General features: G+C 73.3%; 13 protein-coding genes. 11 read left to right on the top strand and 2 right to left on the bottom strand.

The features are described 5' to 3' along the window. Positions 1-39 precede the first annotated feature (39 nt). The 7 genes from AB0G15_RS20485 (at position 40) to AB0G15_RS20455 (ending at position 6,503) form a co-directional block, all read left to right on the top strand. On the top strand, positions 40-963 hold the full coding sequence (locus tag AB0G15_RS20485) for an ABC transporter permease (protein ID WP_362841873.1): 924 nt from the start codon (positions 40-42) through the stop codon (positions 961-963). Beyond that, positions 960-1,922, top strand: a complete 963-nt coding sequence (locus AB0G15_RS20480; RefSeq protein ID WP_362841870.1) for an ABC transporter permease — start codon at positions 960-962, stop codon at positions 1,920-1,922. The genes AB0G15_RS20485 and AB0G15_RS20480 overlap by 4 nt, the downstream gene beginning before the upstream one ends. Beyond that, positions 1,912-2,928 (top strand): ABC transporter ATP-binding protein, encoded by a 1,017-nt coding sequence (locus AB0G15_RS20475; RefSeq protein WP_362841867.1) that lies wholly within the window; start codon positions 1,912-1,914, stop codon positions 2,926-2,928. Before AB0G15_RS20480 ends, AB0G15_RS20475 begins: the two co-directional genes overlap by 11 nt. Before the next feature lie 98 nt (positions 2,929-3,026). Further along, on the top strand, positions 3,027-4,304 hold the full coding sequence (locus AB0G15_RS20470) for an ABC transporter ATP-binding protein (RefSeq protein WP_362841864.1): 1,278 nt from the start codon (positions 3,027-3,029) through the stop codon (positions 4,302-4,304). An 11-nt stretch (positions 4,305-4,315) separates the two neighbouring features. Then, positions 4,316-5,407 (top strand): LLM class flavin-dependent oxidoreductase, encoded by a 1,092-nt coding sequence (locus AB0G15_RS20465; RefSeq protein ID WP_362841861.1) that lies wholly within the window; start codon positions 4,316-4,318, stop codon positions 5,405-5,407. Continuing rightward, a complete protein-coding gene (locus AB0G15_RS20460; RefSeq protein WP_362841858.1) occupies positions 5,404-6,042 on the top strand; it encodes a flavin reductase family protein in 639 nt (212 codons plus the stop codon). The genes AB0G15_RS20465 and AB0G15_RS20460 overlap by 4 nt, the downstream gene beginning before the upstream one ends. After that, a complete protein-coding gene (locus AB0G15_RS20455; RefSeq protein WP_362841855.1) occupies positions 6,042-6,503 on the top strand; it encodes a cupin domain-containing protein in 462 nt (153 codons plus the stop codon). Before AB0G15_RS20460 ends, AB0G15_RS20455 begins: the two co-directional genes overlap by 1 nt. A 167-nt stretch (positions 6,504-6,670) precedes the next feature. Here AB0G15_RS20455 and AB0G15_RS20450 read toward each other — a convergent pair whose 3' ends face one another. Further along, complete coding sequence (locus AB0G15_RS20450; protein WP_362841852.1) at positions 6,671-7,309, bottom strand: methyltransferase domain-containing protein; 639 nt, start codon at positions 7,307-7,309, stop codon at positions 6,671-6,673. A gap of 240 nt (positions 7,310-7,549) precedes the next feature. On the opposite strand from AB0G15_RS20450, the gene AB0G15_RS20445 reads away from it, so the two are divergent. The 4 genes from AB0G15_RS20445 (at position 7,550) to AB0G15_RS20430 (ending at position 15,209) form a co-directional block, all read left to right on the top strand. Further along, the gene (locus tag AB0G15_RS20445; protein WP_362841849.1) at positions 7,550-8,098 is read left to right on the top strand and encodes a hypothetical protein; all 549 of its coding nucleotides are present in this window, start codon (positions 7,550-7,552) and stop codon (positions 8,096-8,098) included. 433 nt (positions 8,099-8,531) lie between these two features. Beyond that, positions 8,532-11,069 (top strand): carboxylate--amine ligase/circularly permuted type 2 ATP-grasp protein, encoded by a 2,538-nt coding sequence (locus AB0G15_RS20440; protein WP_362841846.1) that lies wholly within the window; start codon positions 8,532-8,534, stop codon positions 11,067-11,069. 121 nt (positions 11,070-11,190) lie between these two features. After that, positions 11,191-12,978 (top strand): N-acetylglutaminylglutamine amidotransferase, encoded by a 1,788-nt coding sequence (locus tag AB0G15_RS20435; protein ID WP_362841843.1) that lies wholly within the window; start codon positions 11,191-11,193, stop codon positions 12,976-12,978. Further along, positions 12,978-15,209, top strand: a complete 2,232-nt coding sequence (locus AB0G15_RS20430) for an alpha/beta fold hydrolase (RefSeq protein WP_362841841.1) — start codon at positions 12,978-12,980, stop codon at positions 15,207-15,209. Before AB0G15_RS20435 ends, AB0G15_RS20430 begins: the two co-directional genes overlap by 1 nt. Before the next feature lie 156 nt (positions 15,210-15,365). Here AB0G15_RS20430 and AB0G15_RS20425 read toward each other — a convergent pair whose 3' ends face one another. Then, positions 15,366-16,604, bottom strand: coding sequence for an ROK family transcriptional regulator (locus AB0G15_RS20425; protein ID WP_362841838.1), 1,239 nt, complete (start codon positions 16,602-16,604; stop codon positions 15,366-15,368). Positions 16,605-16,668 lie beyond the last annotated feature (64 nt).

Genomic DNA, 16,668 nt, shown 5'->3' with positions numbered 1-16,668 from the left:
CGCACCCGCCGGACGGCGGGGAGAGCCCGGTGGCGCGCGGTGGCGCGCGGATCGGCCGCCCTGGTGGTCGTGGCGCTCGCCTCCACCTTCATCACCTACGGGCTGGGCGCCCTCGGCGACGCCAACCCGGCGGCGGCCGTACTGGGGGAGACCGCGACCCCCGCGGACATCGCCAGGATGAGCCACGAGTTCGGGCTCGACCGCCCCTTCCTCGAGCAGTACGTCACCTGGCTGGGCAACGCCCTCACCGGAGACCTGGGCCGCTCCTGGTTCACCCAGATCCCGGTCGCCGAGAGCATCGCGCAGCGCCTCCCCGTCGACCTGTCGATCACCGGCCTGGCCGTGCTCATCGCCGTCCTCGCCGGGGGAGCGGCGGGCATCGGCGCGGCGGTGAGCAACGGCGGCGCGTTCGACCGGATCGTGACCGCCGTCTGCGCGGTCGCCTCCACCCTGCCCGCGTTCGTCGTGGGCATCGGGCTGATCGTGGTCCTCGCCGTGATCGTCCCGGTGTTCCCCTCGGGCGGGTACGTGCCGCTCTCCCAGGACCCCGTCCAGTGGCTGCGGCTGATCACCCTCCCGGCGATCGCGCTCAGCCTCGACGCCGCCGCGGACCTCGCCAGACAGCTCCGTACCGGCCTGGTGGCCGCGCTGCGGGAGAACTACGTGACCGGCGCGACGGTCCGCGGGCTCCCGCCCGGGCGGGTGCTGTTCCGGCACGCGCTGCGCAACGCCGCGGGCCCGGGGCTCACCGTGCTCGGGATGCACATCCCCCGCCTGATCGGCGGCGCGGTGGTCACCGAGGCGGTGTTCGCGCTGCCGGGTCTCGGCCAGCTCACCGGCGAGGCGGCGCTCAAGCACGACGTCCCGGTGATCCAGGGCGCGTTGCTGACCACCATCGCGCTGGTGCTCGTCTCCAACGTCACCGTCAACGCGGCCGTCGCCAGGTTGCGGGGCGCGCGATGACCTCCTTCCGCAGGGCGTGGCGGCTGCCCTCCGTCAAGCTGTCCGTGGCGATCCTCGCCGTCGTGCTCCTCGTCGCCGTGTTCGGCGGCTCGCTCGCCCCGTACGACCCGATCGCGCAGAACCCGGGGCTGCGCCTGCTGGGGCCGTCGGAGGAACACCTTCTCGGCACCGACTACCTCGGCCGCGACGTGCTCAGCCGGCTGCTCGCCGGGACCGGCCTCTCGGTCGCCGGGGCGGCGGAGGCGGTCGCCGTAGGGCTGGTCCTGGGCGCGATCCCCGGCCTGGTCTCGGTGTTCTCCGGCCGGGTCTTCGAGTGGACGACGATGCGGCTGGTGGACGCGCTGCTCACGCTGCCGTTCGTCATCTTCGCCATCGCCGTCGCCGGGATCCTCGGCAACGGCCTGCACCAGGCGATGGCCGCCATCGGGCTGCTGCTCGCGCCGGTGTTCTACCGGGTCACCCGTACGGCGGCACTGGGTTTCACCCGCGCCCAGTACGTCGAGGCGGCCGAACTGCTCGGCGCGTCCCGCTCCCGGATCCTGCGCACCCACATCGCGGGCAAGGTGCTGCCGACGGTCGCGGTGACCGCGGCCGGGGCGTCCGCCGCGGCGCTGCTGGCCGTCTCCTCCCTGGCCTTCCTCGGCATCGGTGTCGAACCCCCAGCCCCCACCTGGGGCGGGATGCTGGCCAGTGACCTCGGCTACCTCCACCAGCGGCCGCTGGCCCCGCTCGCGCCCGCCCTCGTGATCATGCTGACCGTCGGCGCCCTCAACGCCCTCGCCGACGCCGTACGCGACGCGACCGGCCTCCACACGGAGGGACTCTCCATCGAAAGCGCCGGAGACCCTCACCTCGAGGGCCCCCGCGCCGCGGGCGTCCACACCGGGGGCCTTCACCCCGAGGGCCTCCGTGCCGAGGGTCTCCACATCGACGAGAGCGAGGAGCTCCATGCCCGCTGAAGCGCTGTTGAGCGTGCGCGACCTGCGCGTGACCGTCTCGGGAGGCCGGGCCGAGGCCGTACGCGGCGTCTCCTTCGAGGTCGCCCCCGGCGAGGCCGTCGGCCTGGTCGGCGAGTCGGGCAGCGGCAAGACCCTCACCTGCCGCGCCGTCCTCGGCGCCCTGGCCCCCGGCTGCTCGGTGAGCTCGGGCGAGATCGGGTTCGGCGGCCTCGACCTGACGGGGGCGAGCCGCAGGGAGTGGCTCGGGATCCGCGGGCGCAGGATCGGCGCGGTCTTCCAGGACCCGGCCTCCTACCTGAACCCGTCCCTGCCGGTCGGCGACCAGCTCGCCGAGGTGCTGCGGGTCAAGCTCGGCCTGCGACGGCGCGCGGCCCATGAGCGCGCCGTCGAGCTGCTGGACGCGATGGGCCTGCACGACCCGGCCCGGGTCCACGGCCAGTACCCGCACGAGCTGTCCGGCGGCATGCTCCAGCGCGTCCTGATCGCCATCGCCGTCTCCTGCGACCCCGAACTGCTGATCGCCGACGAGGCCACCACCGCGCTCGACGTGACCGTCCAGGCCGAGGTGCTGGAACTCCTCGCCCGGCTGCGCGCCGAGCGCGGCCTGTCGATCGTGTGCGTCTCCCACGACTTGGCGGTCATCGCGGCGCTCTGCGACCGGATCGTCGTCTTCTACGGCGGCGAGATCGTCGAGTCGGGGCCGGCACGGGAGATCCTGGCCCGGCCCCGGCACCCCTACACCGCGGCCCTGCTGCGGGTCGCCTCGGTCGGCGACTGGGGCCGGCGGGCACTGGAGGTCATCCCCGGCCGGCCGCCGGCCACGGGTGCCACCCTGCCGGGCTGCCGCTTCGCCGGCCGCTGCGCCTTCGCCGAGGAGGCATGCTCGGCGGCTCCCGTTCCTCTCACCACCCACCCCGGCGGGCGCGAGGTTCGCTGCCTGCGTTCGGAGCCGGCGGGTCGCGACGCGGTGACCGTCGGCGCCGGCGCACGGGGGACGGGCCTGTGACCGGCCCCGCGCGTGTCCCCGCGACCGGTTCCGCACGTGTCCCCGTGGCCGGTTCCGCACGTGTCCCCGTGGCCGGTTCCGTGGCGGGTTCTGTGAGCGTGGCCGATTCTGTGAGCGTGGCCGGTTCCGCGAGCACCCCCGGGACCGGTCCGGCGAGCGTGCCGCTGCTGGTCGTGCGGGGGGTGAGCGTGTCGCTCGGCAGGCCCGCGGTGCGGGTCCTCAGCGACGTTCACCTCACCGTCCGGGCCGGGGAGATCGTCGGGATCGTGGGGGAGACCGGCTCCGGCAAGACGACCCTGGCCAGGACCGTCGTCGGGCTGGTCAACCCGGACTCGGGCTCCGTCGAGGTGGACGGCGTCGAGATCTCCTCCCTGCGGGGGAAGGCGCTGCGGGCGCACCGCCGTGCCGGGAAGGTGCGGTTCGTCTTCCAGGACCCGCTCCGCTCGCTCGACCCCGACCACAGCGTGGAGACCGTCGTCGGCGAGGGCCTGGCCGTTCGCCGGGTGCCCCCGGCCGAGCGCGCGGCCAGGGTGCGGGCGGCGCTGGAACTCGTCGGCCTGGACCCCGCCCTCGCGGCCAGGGCCCCCGGCCGGATATCCGGCGGCCAGCGGCAGCGCGTCTCGATCGCCCGGGCGATCGTGTCGGAACCGTCGCTGCTGATCTGTGACGAGCCGGTCAGCGCGCTGGACGCCTCCAACCGCAACCACATCCTGCGCCTCCTGGACGACCTGCGCGGGCGGCTCGGCGCCGGTGTCGTCGTCATCTCCCACGACCTCAGCTCCCTGGCAGGCGTCGCCGACCGGGTCGCGGTCCTCTACCGGGGCCGGATCGTCGAGGAGGGGCCGATCGGCGAGGTGTTCGACGACCCCCGCCACCCCTACACCGCGCTGCTCGTCGCCTCCGCCCCGCGAGTCACCGGCAGCGCCCGCCACTCCCTGGAGCGGCTGAGGACGGCACCGGCCGGCACCACCGGCGCCACCGGCGGCTGCGTCTTCGCCCACCGCTGCCCGTTCGCCACCGAGGCCTGCTCGGCCGTCCCCGAGCCGGTCGCCGGGGACGGGCGCGTGGTCGCCTGCCACCACGCCGCCACCTGGCCCGCGCAGGCCGCCGGGCCCCGGCCCGCCGCCGTCCCGGTGAGTGTCCGGGTCGCCGGTCCTCTCCCGGCCGCCGCTCCTGGTCCCGGCCCGGCCTCCGTGCCCGACTCCCTCGATCCCGGCCCGGCCTCCGTGCCCGACTCCCTCGATCCCGGCCCGGCCTCCGTGCCCGGCTCCCTCGATCCCGCCCCCGCTCCCGTCCCCGATCCCCTCGATCCCCTCGATCCCGGCCCCGGCCCCGCCCCCGTCGCCGGTTCCGTTTCCCGCTTCGCCACCCGTTAAGGAGCACACACATGTCCATCGAGATCCTCGGCATGGTCGGTACGAAGGACTTCTCAGAGACCCACGGTTCCTTCGTCGACGGCCCGCCCATCGACGTCCCTTACCTGGCCGGGTTCGCCCGCGCCCACGAGGCCGCCGGGTTCGACCGGGTGCTGATCGGCTACGGCTCCTCCTCGCCCGACGGGTTCGCCGTCGCCGCGTCTGTGCTGCACACCACCGAGCGGCTGCGCGTGCTGATCGCGCACCGGCCGGGCTTCGTCGCCCCGACGGTGGTGGCCAGGAAGCTCGCCACCCTCGACCAGCTCACCGGCGGGGGCAGGGTCGCCATCCACCACATCACCGGCGGCGACGAGGCCGACCAGCGCCGTGACGGCGACTTCCTGGACCACGGTGCCCGCTACCGGCGTACCGGCGAGTTCATGTCCGTGCTGCGCCGCACGCTCACCTCGGCCGAGCCGTTCGACCACGAGGGCGAGTTCTACCGGTTCGAGGGCGCGTACAGCTCGGTCAGGGCCGACATCCCGCTCTATTTCGGCGGAGCCTCCCCGGCGGCCGTCCAGACCGGGGCCGAGCACGCCGACGTCTACATGCTGTGGGGCGAGCCGCTGGCCGAGACCGCCGAGCGGATCCGGCGCGTCAGGGAGGAGGCGGCCAGGCACGGCCGCGAGATCACCTTCAGCCTGTCCACCCGGCCGATCGTCGCCGCCACCGAAGCCGAGGCGTGGGAGCGGGCCGAGCGGATCAGGGCGGCGACCGCCGAGCGGGTCTCCGGCGGCGGGCTGCGCTGGAGTGCGGGGAAGAGCGAGTCCACCTCGGTCGGGGCCGCCAGGCTCCAGGAACAGGGCGCCGAGCGGGAGGTGCACGACGAGCGGCTCTGGTACGGCGTGACCAACCTGACCGGTCCCGGCGGCAACTCCACCGCCGTGGTCGGCACCGCGGAGCAGGTCACCGAGGCGCTGCTGAGGTACCACGACCTCGGCGTCACGACCTTCCTCATCCGCGGCTTCGACCCGGTGGGGGACGTCGTGCAGTGGGGTGACGAGCTGGTGCCGCTGCTCCGGCAGGGTGCCGAGCGGCGCGTACCCGCGGGCGTGGGCGCGTGAGCGCGACCCGCGCGGCCAAGGGATCCGGTCCCGAGCGGCCCGGGCGCACCCGGCAGGGCAGGGCCGGGCGCTCCCGGCGGACCGATCACCCGGGACACGGCACGGGAGGCACCCCGGCGAGCGCCGAGGCGGCCGGCGGCGGGCAGCCGCGCGACGTCTTCCTGTCCGCCTTCCGCAGGCACGCCGCCGGGGTCGCCGTCGTCACCGCCCCCGGTCCCGCCGGCTTCACCGCGACCTCGCTGACCTCGATGTCGCTCGACCCGCCGCTGCTGTCGTTCGGCATCTCGGCCGGATCGTCGAGCTGGCCGGCGATCCGCGACGCGGACGGGTTCGTCGTCCACATCCTCGCCGGAGACCAGCGGGACCTGGCGGAACTGTTCGCCAGGAAGGGCGCCGACAGGTTCGCCGACCGGGACCGCTGGGAATCGCTCCCCGGAGGGGAACCGCTGCTGTACGGGACGGCCGCGTGGCTGCGCTGCCGTACCCAGGAGCGGTTCATGGCGGGAGACCACCGGCTGGTCGTCGGCCGGGTCGTGGAAGGGCACACCGATCCCGCTCACCCCCCGCTGCTCTACCACGACGGGGGTTTCGGAGCGCTCGCGCCGCACCCCTCCGACCGAACCAGGAGCGACTGATGCCGATCGTCCTTCCCGAGGACCCGTTCCACCGCCGCCTGCACCACATCGCGCCCGGCGGCCTCACCTCCGAGACCGCCCAGACCGGCGGCATGCGCCGCCGCGCGGCCATCAGCGGCGCCACCGTCGGCGCCGGCCGCCTGTGGATGGGCCAGACCCACGTGGCGCCCGCCACCGTCTCGGCGAACCACCATCACGGCGAGTCCGAGACCGCCATCTACGTCGTCAGCGGCACCCCCTCGTTCGTCTTCGCCGACATCGAGGGGGAGGAGCCCGTCGAGGTGCGCATCGACACCGAGCCGGGCGACTACATCTTCGTGCCGCCCTTCGTCCCCCACCGGGAGGAGAATCCCGACCCCGACCTGGAGGCGATCGTGGTCATCGCCCGCAGCACCCAGGACGCCATCGTGGTCAACCTGGACGATCTCACGTGGACGGGGCCGGTCCTGACCTCGCGATGACGGCGGGTCCCGCCATCGCGAGGTTCCCGCCCACCCTCGGCCCGCCTGGTCGGCCGGGAGGAACCCCGCCCGATCACCTCCGCCGTCGTCCTTCGCCCGCCCGCCGGTGGATCCCGGCGGGCCGTTCATTCGCCGCCGGTGTCCCCGGCCGGTGGCCCGTCGGCCGCTCAGCCGCCGGTCGTCTCCCCCGCCAGCCGATCACTCGCCACGACTCCGGTGTACACCAGGGCGGGCGGTACGTTGCGCCAGATCGGGCCCAGGGTGTCGACGGTGGTGAACGTGCTGTTCATGAGACCGCGGAAGTGCCGAAATCGCCGGAACGGCATCACGGTCAGCGTCGTGATGGTGCTGAAGGCCCCGCCGGGGGTGAGTGAGGCCGCGATCTCCTCCAGGACGCGTTTCTGCTGGGCGTCGTCGAACAGGGTCCAGGGAAGCGAGGAGACGATCGCGTCCGCGTGGGACAGGCCGGCCTCCCGCAGCAGCTTGCCGAGGTCGCCCGCGTCGCCGGGGATCACCTCCAGCCAGGGTCTGCTGCGCCGCAGGTGGTCCACCATGCCTTCGTTGACCTCCACGGCGAGCTGCCGTCCCCCCGGGGGCAGCCGGTCGCGGATCGCGTCGCTGATCACTCCGCCGCCGGCGCCGAGTTCGACGACCACGGCTCCGGGGGCGGTGGGGACGATCGAGGACACCAGCCGGGCGACGGCCTTCGAGCTGGGAGCGATCGCCCCCAGTTGGTGGGGATTACGCATGATCGCGCCGAGGAAGGTGAGCGTGTCACTGCCGGCAGGACGAGTTTGAGAGAGCATCGACAGCTTATTCCCCCAGTTGAGGGGGTTATGCCAGTTTAACGGGCTTTGATGATCGGGCCTCCGCCGCCGTGCGGCCGCCGTACCACTGCTGTATCACCGCCGTACCAGCGCTGTACAGCCGCCGTTCCGGTGATCGGGGAAACGACACCGCGGAGACGGTTCCCACCCGCCCCTGCCCGGGGGAGGTGAGGGGAGGTACCGTCGTCTTATCGGATCCCGGTCATGAGGGGAGCCGCCATGCCAGACGATTCCGATCACGTGCTCGACTCCATCGACGGCGCCGTCGACGAATGGCTCGCCATGAGCGACGACTCGATGCGCTGGACGCCGCCGGAGAAGGCGCGGCCGAAGCCCCAGTTCGGCCTGCCGGTGCCGCCGCTGCCGCAGGTGCTGGAGGAGTTCCTCCAGGAGGTCGGCACCCGCCTCGGCCCGCCCGCCCAGGCCGTGGTCGACGCGTTCCGCCCGCTGGGGGAGGGGGTGGTCGACGCGGTCTCCACGTTCCTGGACAGCCCGCCTGTACGGCAGCTCATCGATCCGCCCGATCCGTCGGACGACCGTCCGGAGGCGCTCGGGGTCCGCGCGTTTCCCGACACGTTCGGGCCACCGCCGGAAGACGCTCCCCGGCCACCGCGCATGATCGAGGCGCGGCCGGACGAGGCGGAGCCGTTCCTCGGCCCGCCCGGCCCGCCGGACCCGCCGGGTTCACCCGGCCCGTCCGGGGCCTCTCCGGCCGGGGAGCGGCCGGACGCCGGGCCGTCGGGGCGTGACGAGTCCCCGGCCGGGTAGCCGCCCGCGCGGGCCGCGGTCACCGGGCCGGGCACGACGGGGAATTCGGTCGTGGTTCCCTCCGTGGTCACGCGGACCTTCCAGGACGGCGGCCATCATGACGTGCCGGGTGTGGCCGGGGACAGGGATGATCACGCCGAGCCGGATGTGGCGAGGGTGCGTCCTGGTGTTTGGGCGGAGTTCCGCCGGAGAGGCCGTCCTGTCGCCGGTGGTCGTCGGCGTCTTCTTGGAAAGTCGACGTCCCCTTGAAAACTCGTGGGATATCTCCCGTCCGGAAGAGGTGAGTCCGCGCGCCGAAAGGGAAGCGGGTCTGTCCGGCAGGGAGCGACCTCACGGCCTCACTTTCCCCAAAGTGCCCCGTGAAGTGCGGAACTCCTTTTTTCGGGCAAAGAACAAAAAACCCCATGAACCGGCGTACTTCAGGAGTGATGAAATGGCGGGTCTGGCGGGGCCGATCGCGGTCGGTGTCGAAGAGGAGTTCCACGTCGTCGATGTCGACACCCGGCACCTCGTCCCACGAGCCGGTGTCCTGCTCGAGCAGTTGCCGGCGGAGCGCTTCACCCACGAGCTGCAGCGTTCGGTGGTCGAGGCCAACAGCAGGCCCTTCATGCACCTGGAGGACCTCGGGCACGATCTGACCGCGCTGCGCCGCACGGTGATCCAGGCGGCGGACGGCCTCGGACTGGGAATCGTGGCGGCGGGAAGCGTGCCGCTGGTGGATCTGGAGGCGTTGAAGATCTCCCCTGATCCTCGCTACGAACAGATGCTCGCCGACTACCAGCTGCTCACCCGCGAGCAGCTGATCTGCGGGACGCAGTTCCACGCCGACGTCGAGGACCGCGACCTGGCGGTGGCCGTCGCCCACCGCCTGGCCCCCTGGATCCCCCCGCTGCTCGCCCTGAGCTCCAGCTCGCCGTACTGGCTGGGATCCGACACCGGGTACGCCAGCTACCGCCCGCTGCTGTGGCAGCGCTGGCCCACCGCCGGTCCGGTGCCCAGGTTCGAGTCGGCCGCCGAGTACGACCAGGTGGTGCGGGACCTCGTCGCCTCCGGGGTGATCACCGACCCCGGCATGATCTACTTCGACATCCGGCCCTCGGCGCACCTGCCCACCATCGAGCTGCGGGTCTGCGACGCCTGCCCCCGGGTGGGCGACATCGTGCTGATCGCCGGGCTGTTCAGGGCGCTGGTGGCCAGGGAGCTGGAAGCGACGCAGAAGGGCCCCGAGCGCACGGTCCGGCTGGAGATGGTCCGCGCCGCCTCGTGGCGGGCGTCGCGCTCCGGGCTGGAGGGCGACCTCGTCGACCCGGTCGACGGCACCCCGGCACCCGCGGGCGAGGTGATCCGGCGGATGATCGACGGCCTGCGCCCGCAGTTGGAGCGGTACGGCGACTGGGAGCTCGTCACGTCCCTGGCCCGGGAGTCGCTGGCGCGGGGAAGCTCCTCGGCCCGCCAGCGCGAGGCGTACGCCCGCAGCGGCCGGCTGTCCGACGTGGTCGACCTCGTCATCGCCGAGACGCGCTCCCAGGAGTGGGAGACCGCCTTCGGCGGTCCGACGCCGAGGATGCACACCAGCCTCCTCGACGGCTACGAGGCCCCCGGCGACGAGGCGATCATCGAGGGAACGGTGCGCGAGTCCTACCAGCCGGTGCTGCGGGTCCTCGACCGCCTGGGCGTGGAAGGGCTGCGCGACCGGGAGGAGAAGCGCGACGCCTACCAGCGCCGCAACGGCATGACCTTCCAGGTGGAGGGCGGCGGCGAGAGCCGGATCTATCCGTTCGACCTGGTCCCCCGCCTGGTCCAGGGCGGCGAGTGGGCCGAGATCCAGCGGGCCCTGCCGCAGCGGGTGCGCGCGCTGGAGGCGTTCCTGCACGACGTCTACGACGGGCGCGAGATCATCAGGGACGGCACGATCCCCGCGTGGGTGGTCGACGAGTCGCCCGGCTACCGCAGGCCCGGCCGCAGGGTGCCGCAGGGCACCGTGCGCTGCGCCGTGGCCGGGCTGGACCTGGTCCGCGACAACGTCGGCCGCTGGGCGGTGCTGGAGGACAACCTGCGGGTGCCCTCGGGCCTCGGATACGCCGTGACCAACCGGCGGCTGGTCACCGAGCTGATGCCGGAACTCGCCCGCGGCGAGGAGCTCGCCGATCCGAGGGAGGGCCTGCGGACGCTGCGGGAGGCACTGCTCGCGGCGGGCTCCGGCGATCCGTCGGCTCTCGCCGTGGTCTCGGCGGGCCCCGGGGACTCCGCCTACTACGAGCACAAGATGCTCGCCGAGGAAATGGGGGTGGTCCTGGCCGTACCGGCCGACCTGTCCTTCAGGAACGGGAACCTGGAGATCGACGGGCGCAGGATCGAGGTGCTCTACCGCAGGATCGACGAGAGCGACCTGCTCGGCGGCCACCTCGGGCTGGAGATCATGGACGCGGTCGAGCGTTCCGCGCTCGTCCTGGCCAACGCGCCGGGCAACGGCGTCGCCGACGACAAGTGCCTGTACCGGTACGTGCCGCGCCTCATCGAGTACTACCTGGGCGAGCGGCCTCTCATCGACAACGTCCCCACCTACCTGTGCCGGGACGACGAAGACCGGGAACAGGTGCTCGACCGGCTGGCCGAGCTGGTCGTCAAGCCGGTGGACGGGTTCGGCGGGCAGGGCGTGGTCGTCGGCCCCGACGCCTCCGCCGAGGAGCTCGAGCGGGTCAGGAAGACGATCCTCACCGCGCCCGAGGGCTGGGTCGCCCAGGAGACGGTCCGGCTGTCGACGCACCCGACCTTCGACGGGCGGCGGCTGAGCCCGCGCGTGGTCGACCTGCGGGCCTTCGTCTGCTCCGGGGAGACGGCGACGGTGCCGCCGACGGCGCTGACCCGCGTCGCCCCGGCCGGCAGCATGATCGTCAACTCCTCCCAGGGGGGCGGTTCCAAGGACACCTGGCTGCCGAGGGAGGTCGCCGGTGCGCGGCTTGAGCGGTGAGCCCGGGCGTGGACCGGTCACCGAGGGGTTCGATGCGCGAGATGTGTGAGATGCGTGAGATGTGCGAGATGTGTGATCCAGGCGGCGGGCTCCGGCCCGAGCCGGTCACCGGGGGGTTTCGATGTGTGGTCTGAGCGGTGAGCTCCGGTTCGACGGCCGCCCGGCGGACGTCGCCGCCGTGGCCCGGATGAGTGACGTGATGCACGACAGGGGACCCGACGGGGCCGGCCTGTGGTCGCTGGGGCCGGTCGCCCTCGGCCACCGGCGCCTGAGGATCATCGACCTGTCGGACCGGGGCGCCCAGCCGATGGTGGACAGCGACCTCGGCCTGGCGGGGGTCTTCAACGGGTGCCTGTACAACTACCGCGAGCTGCGCGAGGAACTGGAGGGCCTGGGCTACCGCTTCTTCTCCACCTCCGACACCGAGGTGCTGGTGAAGTCCTTCCACCGCTGGGGGACCGGCTGCGTCGACCGCTTCAAGGGCATGTTCGCCTTCGCGGTCGCCGAGCGCGACACCGGCAGGCTCACGCTCGGCCGCGACCGGCTGGGGATAAAGCCGCTGTACGTCACCCAGGACGCCGACCGGCTGCGCTTCGCCTCGTCGCTGCCCGCGCTGCTCGCCGGGGGAGGGGTGGACACCGGCATCGACCGGGTGGCCCTGCACCACTACATGACCTTCCACTCGGTGGTGCCCGCCGAGCGCACCATCCTCGCCGGGGTGCGCAAGCTTCCCCCGGCCACCGTACGCACCGTCGAGCCCGACGGGACCGTCACCGACCACCTCTACTGGCAGCCGCCCTACACCCGGTCGGCCCTGCCCGAGTACGCAGGGCTGACCGCGGACGAGTGGGGCGAGGTCGTGCTCGACCGGCTGCGGGCGGCCGTACGCAGGCGCATGGTCGCGGACGTGCCCGTGGGCGTGCTGCTCTCCGGAGGCCTGGACTCCAGCCTGATCGTCGCGCTGCTGGCCGAGGAGGGGCAGAAGGGCCTGTCGACCTTCAGCATCGGGTTCTCCTCGGCGGGAGGAGAGCGGGGGGACGAGTTCGCCTACTCCGACCTGGTCGCCGCCGAGTTCGGCACCGATCACCGGCGCATCCCCATCGACGACGGCCGGCTGCTGCCCGCCCTGGAGCACGCGGTGCGGGCCATGAGCGAGCCGATGGTCAGCCACGACTGCGTCGCCTTCCACCTGCTGTCGGAGGAGGTCTCCAAGCACGTCAAGGTCGTCCAGTCCGGCCAGGGCGCCGACGAGGTGTTCGCCGGCTACAGCTGGTACCCGCCGCTTGCCGGCGTGCCGCGCGAGGACGCCGCCGCCGTCTACGAGAGGGAGTTCTTCGACCGCTCGCACGGGACGCTGGGCGCGATCCTGTCGCCCGACTACATGCCGGACGAGGACGTCAGCGGCGACTTCGTCCGGCGCCACCTCGCACGGCCCGGCGCCGACACCGCGCTCGACGCGGTGCTGCGCCTGGACACGAACGTCATGCTCGTCGACGACCCGGTCAAGCGCGTGGACAACATGACCATGGCCTTCGGGCTGGAGGCCAGGACCCCCTTCCTCGACCACGAGCTGGTCGAGCTGGCCGCCGCCTGCCCGCCCGAGCTCAAACTCGCCTCCGGCGGCAAGGGCGTCCTGAAGGGCGCCGGCCGCAAACTGCTGCCCGCCGAGGTCGTCGACCGGCCCAAGGGATACTTTCCGGTCCCCGCGATCAAGCACATCCACGGCCCGTTCCTGGAGCTCGTCAGGGACGCGCTGACCGGTCGGACCGCCAGGTCCCGGGGCCTGTTCGACCAGCCGTACGTCGACAAGCTGCTCGCGGCACCGGACGAGCACCGCACTACCCTGGGTGCCAACGCGTTGTGGCAACTCGGACTCCTGGAGCTGTGGTTGCAGGCACAAGGAGTTTGATGACCGAAATTCTTGGCGCCCGTTCTCGTCCCTCGATGGGCACGGGCCTGACCGCATGGAGCTGCCGGGCGCCCGCGCTGGCGCCCGACCTGAGCGCCGTCGCCTTCGTCGGCGACCGGGACGGCTCGCCGCGCGTCTGGGTCCAGCCCCTCGGCGCGGAGCTGGAGGCGTGGCTTCCGGGGGAGACCCCGGAGGCCCTCCAGGAGGAGGATCCGGGGGCCTGGCCGGTCGACACGGGACCCGAGCCCGTCGCCGACGTGAGCTGGTCCCCCGACGCCCGGCGCCTGGCCGTCCTCGTCGTGCCGGGCGGCGGGGAGCACACGCAGGTCTGGACGGTGCGGCCCGACGGCGGCGACCTGCGCCCGCTGTCCGCGCCCGAGGGCGGATCGGCGTCGTTCGTGCGCTGGACCGGTCAGGGGGAGGTCCTCCTCGTCGCCGAGGTCTCCTCCTCGGGCCGTACGGACGCGGTGCTGATCGACGCGGCCTCGGGAAGCCGGGAGGTCATCGCGGGCGGGGCGCTCCTGCAGCCGGCCGCGGTCAGCCGCGACCACCGGCGGATGCTGCTGCGGCGCGGCCCGCGCGGCGTGCGCCGGATGTACGTGGCCGATCTTCCGGCCCTTCCCGGCGACCCCGCGGGCCACCCTCCCGCGCATCCCGGAGGCCTCGTCACCGGCCTGTCCCATCCGGGTGGCCTCGTTTCCGGCCTGTCCCATCCCGACGGTCTCGTCACCGGCCTGTCCCATCCGGGTGGCCTCGTTTCCGGTCTCTCCCATCCCGGAGATCTCCCCTCGGACCCGCCCGGTGGGCTCTGCGCCGACCTCCCCGCCGCGATCCGCCTCGATCTCCCTTCCGGCGATCTCCACGACGTCCCGCCCGGCCTGCCCGCCGACCCTCCGGCCGGGATCCGCTTCGACCTTCCTGCGGGCCATCTCTCCGACGTCCCGCCCGGCCTTCCCGCGAACCTTCCCGACGAGGCCGCGGGCGACCTGCCGGGCCACGGGGAGCGGCCGTTGCTGGCCGGGATGACCGGCACCACCGACTACGGGATCCTCTCTCCCGACGGGACGACCGCCTACCTGCTGTCCGACGTCGGCCGCGACCGGGCCGCGCTGGTCGCGGTGGGCGAGGACGGGGCGGGGGTCGTGCTGGCCGAGCGTCCCGACGCCGAACTGGACCAGTTCGCGCTGAGCGCCGACGGCCGTCTCGCCGTCCTGGTGTGGAACGCCTCCGGCCGGTCGGAGCTGGAGGTGATCGAGACGGCCACCGGCGAGAAGCGCCCGCTCCCGCCCCTGCCCGCCGAGGTGGTGTCCTCGATCAGGGTGTCCCTGGACGGCAGCCTGGCCGTCCTGGCGGCCGAGGGGCCCGGCCACCCCTCCCACGTACTGCTCTGCGACCTGGCGACCGGCGGTTACCGGCGGATCGCGGGATCCGGGCGGATCCCCGGGGCGGCCGGCGCGGAGCTGGTGCGCTTCCAGGCGCGCGACGGCATGGAGCTGACCGGCTGGCTCTACCGGGTCCCGGGCGCCCGGGGCCCGGCGCCCTTCGTCGTCTACCTGCACGGCGGTCCCGAGAGCCAGGAGAGGCCCACCTTCAACCCGCTGTTCCAGAACCTGCTGGCCGCCGGGATCGGGGTGCTCGCGCCGAACATCCGCGGCTCGTCGGGATTCGGGCGGGCCTTCCGCAACGCCGACAACCACGCCCTCCGCTTCGACGCGATCAACGACGTCGCCGACTGCGCCCTGGAACTGGCACGGGCGGGCGTCGCCGACCCGGCCAGGATCGCGTGCATGGGACGCTCGTACGGCGGCTACCTGACGCTGGCCGCCCTCGTCACCCACCCGCGCCTCTTCCGCGCCGGGGTCGACGTCTGCGGCATGGCCGACTTCGAGACCTTCTACGAGCGGACCGAGCCGTGGATCGCCGCGGCGGCCGTCAGCGAGTACGGCCACCCCGTCGCCGATCGCGAGCTGCTGCGGGCCCTGTCGCCCCTGCACTCCTTCGACCGGCTGGCCGCCCCGCTGCTGGTCGTGCACGGCGCCCGCGACACCAACGTCCCCCTGTACGAGGCCGAGCAGGCGCTCCAGGCGGCGCGGGCCCGCGAGGTGCCCTGCGAGCTCCTGCTGTTCGAGGACGAGGGGCACGAGATCCGGCAGATCGCCAACCGGGTGACCTTCGTCAAGAACGTCGTCGAATGGTTCAGATGGCACCTGGAGGTCCCCGACTCGGCGTGACGCCTCTTTCCCGGCGTTTCTCACGTTCCTGGCGTTTCCCGTCTGACGCCTCGTTTCCCGCCCGGCTCGCCTCGGTGACAATGGCGGTATGCCGCGTACGGAAACACCGTGGGGCCCGTGGGAACCGGCTCCGCCGGCCGCCGGGGACGAGGGCGATCACCGCGGGGCGGAGTACGTTCCTTTGGCCCGGCCGGCACTTTGGGCGAGTACTTCCAGGGGGTTGGCCAGCACCTCGGAGAAGGCGAGCTCGGCCGCGCCGGTCAGGGTGGCGTCGTCCCCGAGGGCCGAGGTGCGCAGCCGCACCCTCTCCCGGGAGATCACCAGCACGTTGGCCTCGACCCGGCTGTGGACCTGGGCCGCCGAGCCCCGGTAGACCTCGCGCAGCATCCCGCCGAAGATCACCAGGCCGGGGTTGAAGAGGTTGATCAGGTTCGCCACCCCGATGCCGAGCCAGTCGCCGATCCGGCGCAGCGCCTCCGCGGCCGCGACGTCCCCGCGCCCGGCGGCGTCCACCACGGCCCGTACGCCCTCGCGGCCGGTCAGCTCGGAGGACCGGCCCGCGGCGTCGATCAGGGCCTGCTCGCCGACCTCCGCCTCCAGGCAGCCGCGCGAGCCGCACCCGCAGGGCCGCCCGTTGTACGGGTTCACCATCATGTGCCCGAGCTCGCAGCCGTACCCGCCGTCGCCGTCGAGCAGCTTGCCGCCGACGATGATCCCGCCACCCACACCGACGTCCCCGTGCAGGTAGACCAGGTTCTCAAAGCCGACGCCCACCCCGCGCTCGTGCTCGGCCAGCGCGCCGAGGTGGGCCTCGTTGCCCACCGACACCGGCAGCCCGAGTCCCAGCCTGAGGCCGAGCTCGGTACCGAAGGCCTGGTCCACCCAGCCCATGTTCGGCCCGAAGCGCACCATCCCGTCACCGGGCCGGATCATGCCGCAGTAGGCCGCGCCGACCCCGACGCACACCGCGTCCGGGGGTGCCTCGCGGTACATCCGGCGGGCGAACCCGGCGAGGGTGCCGACCACGTCGTCGAGGTCGGCCCCGGCACGCGGCCGGACCGCCTCCCTGCGGTCCAGGATCGTTCCGCCCAGCCCGACCCTGGCGGCGACCAGCCGGTCCACCCGGACGTCGAAGGCGATCACGTAGACCCGGTCTGACTCCGGCCTGACCACCAGCGACGGCCGGCCCGCCCTGCCGGTCTCCTTGGGGAGTTCCTCGCGCACCAGGCCCGCCGAGGTGAGCTCCCCGGTCAGTCCCATGATCGTGCTGCGGTTCAGGCCCATCCGGTCGGCCAGCTCGGTGCGGGAGAGCGGGCCGCCCAGGTGCACGTGCCGGAGCAGAGCGCCAAGGTTGTGCTGGCGGATCTCCTCCTGGGACCGACCGGCTTTCAGCATCGTGAGGATCCTGACGACTCGGGGCTTGCCATCGCTGCGCGCCGCAACGGCGGGACGGGGCGGC

The sequence above is a fragment of the Streptosporangium sp. NPDC023825 genome (assembly GCF_040639575.1).
Classification (GTDB): Bacteria; Actinomycetota; Actinomycetes; order Streptosporangiales; family Streptosporangiaceae; genus Streptosporangium.
The sequence above is the reverse complement of the archived record's forward strand: the minus strand, read 5'-3'. Positions and strand labels throughout refer to the sequence as shown.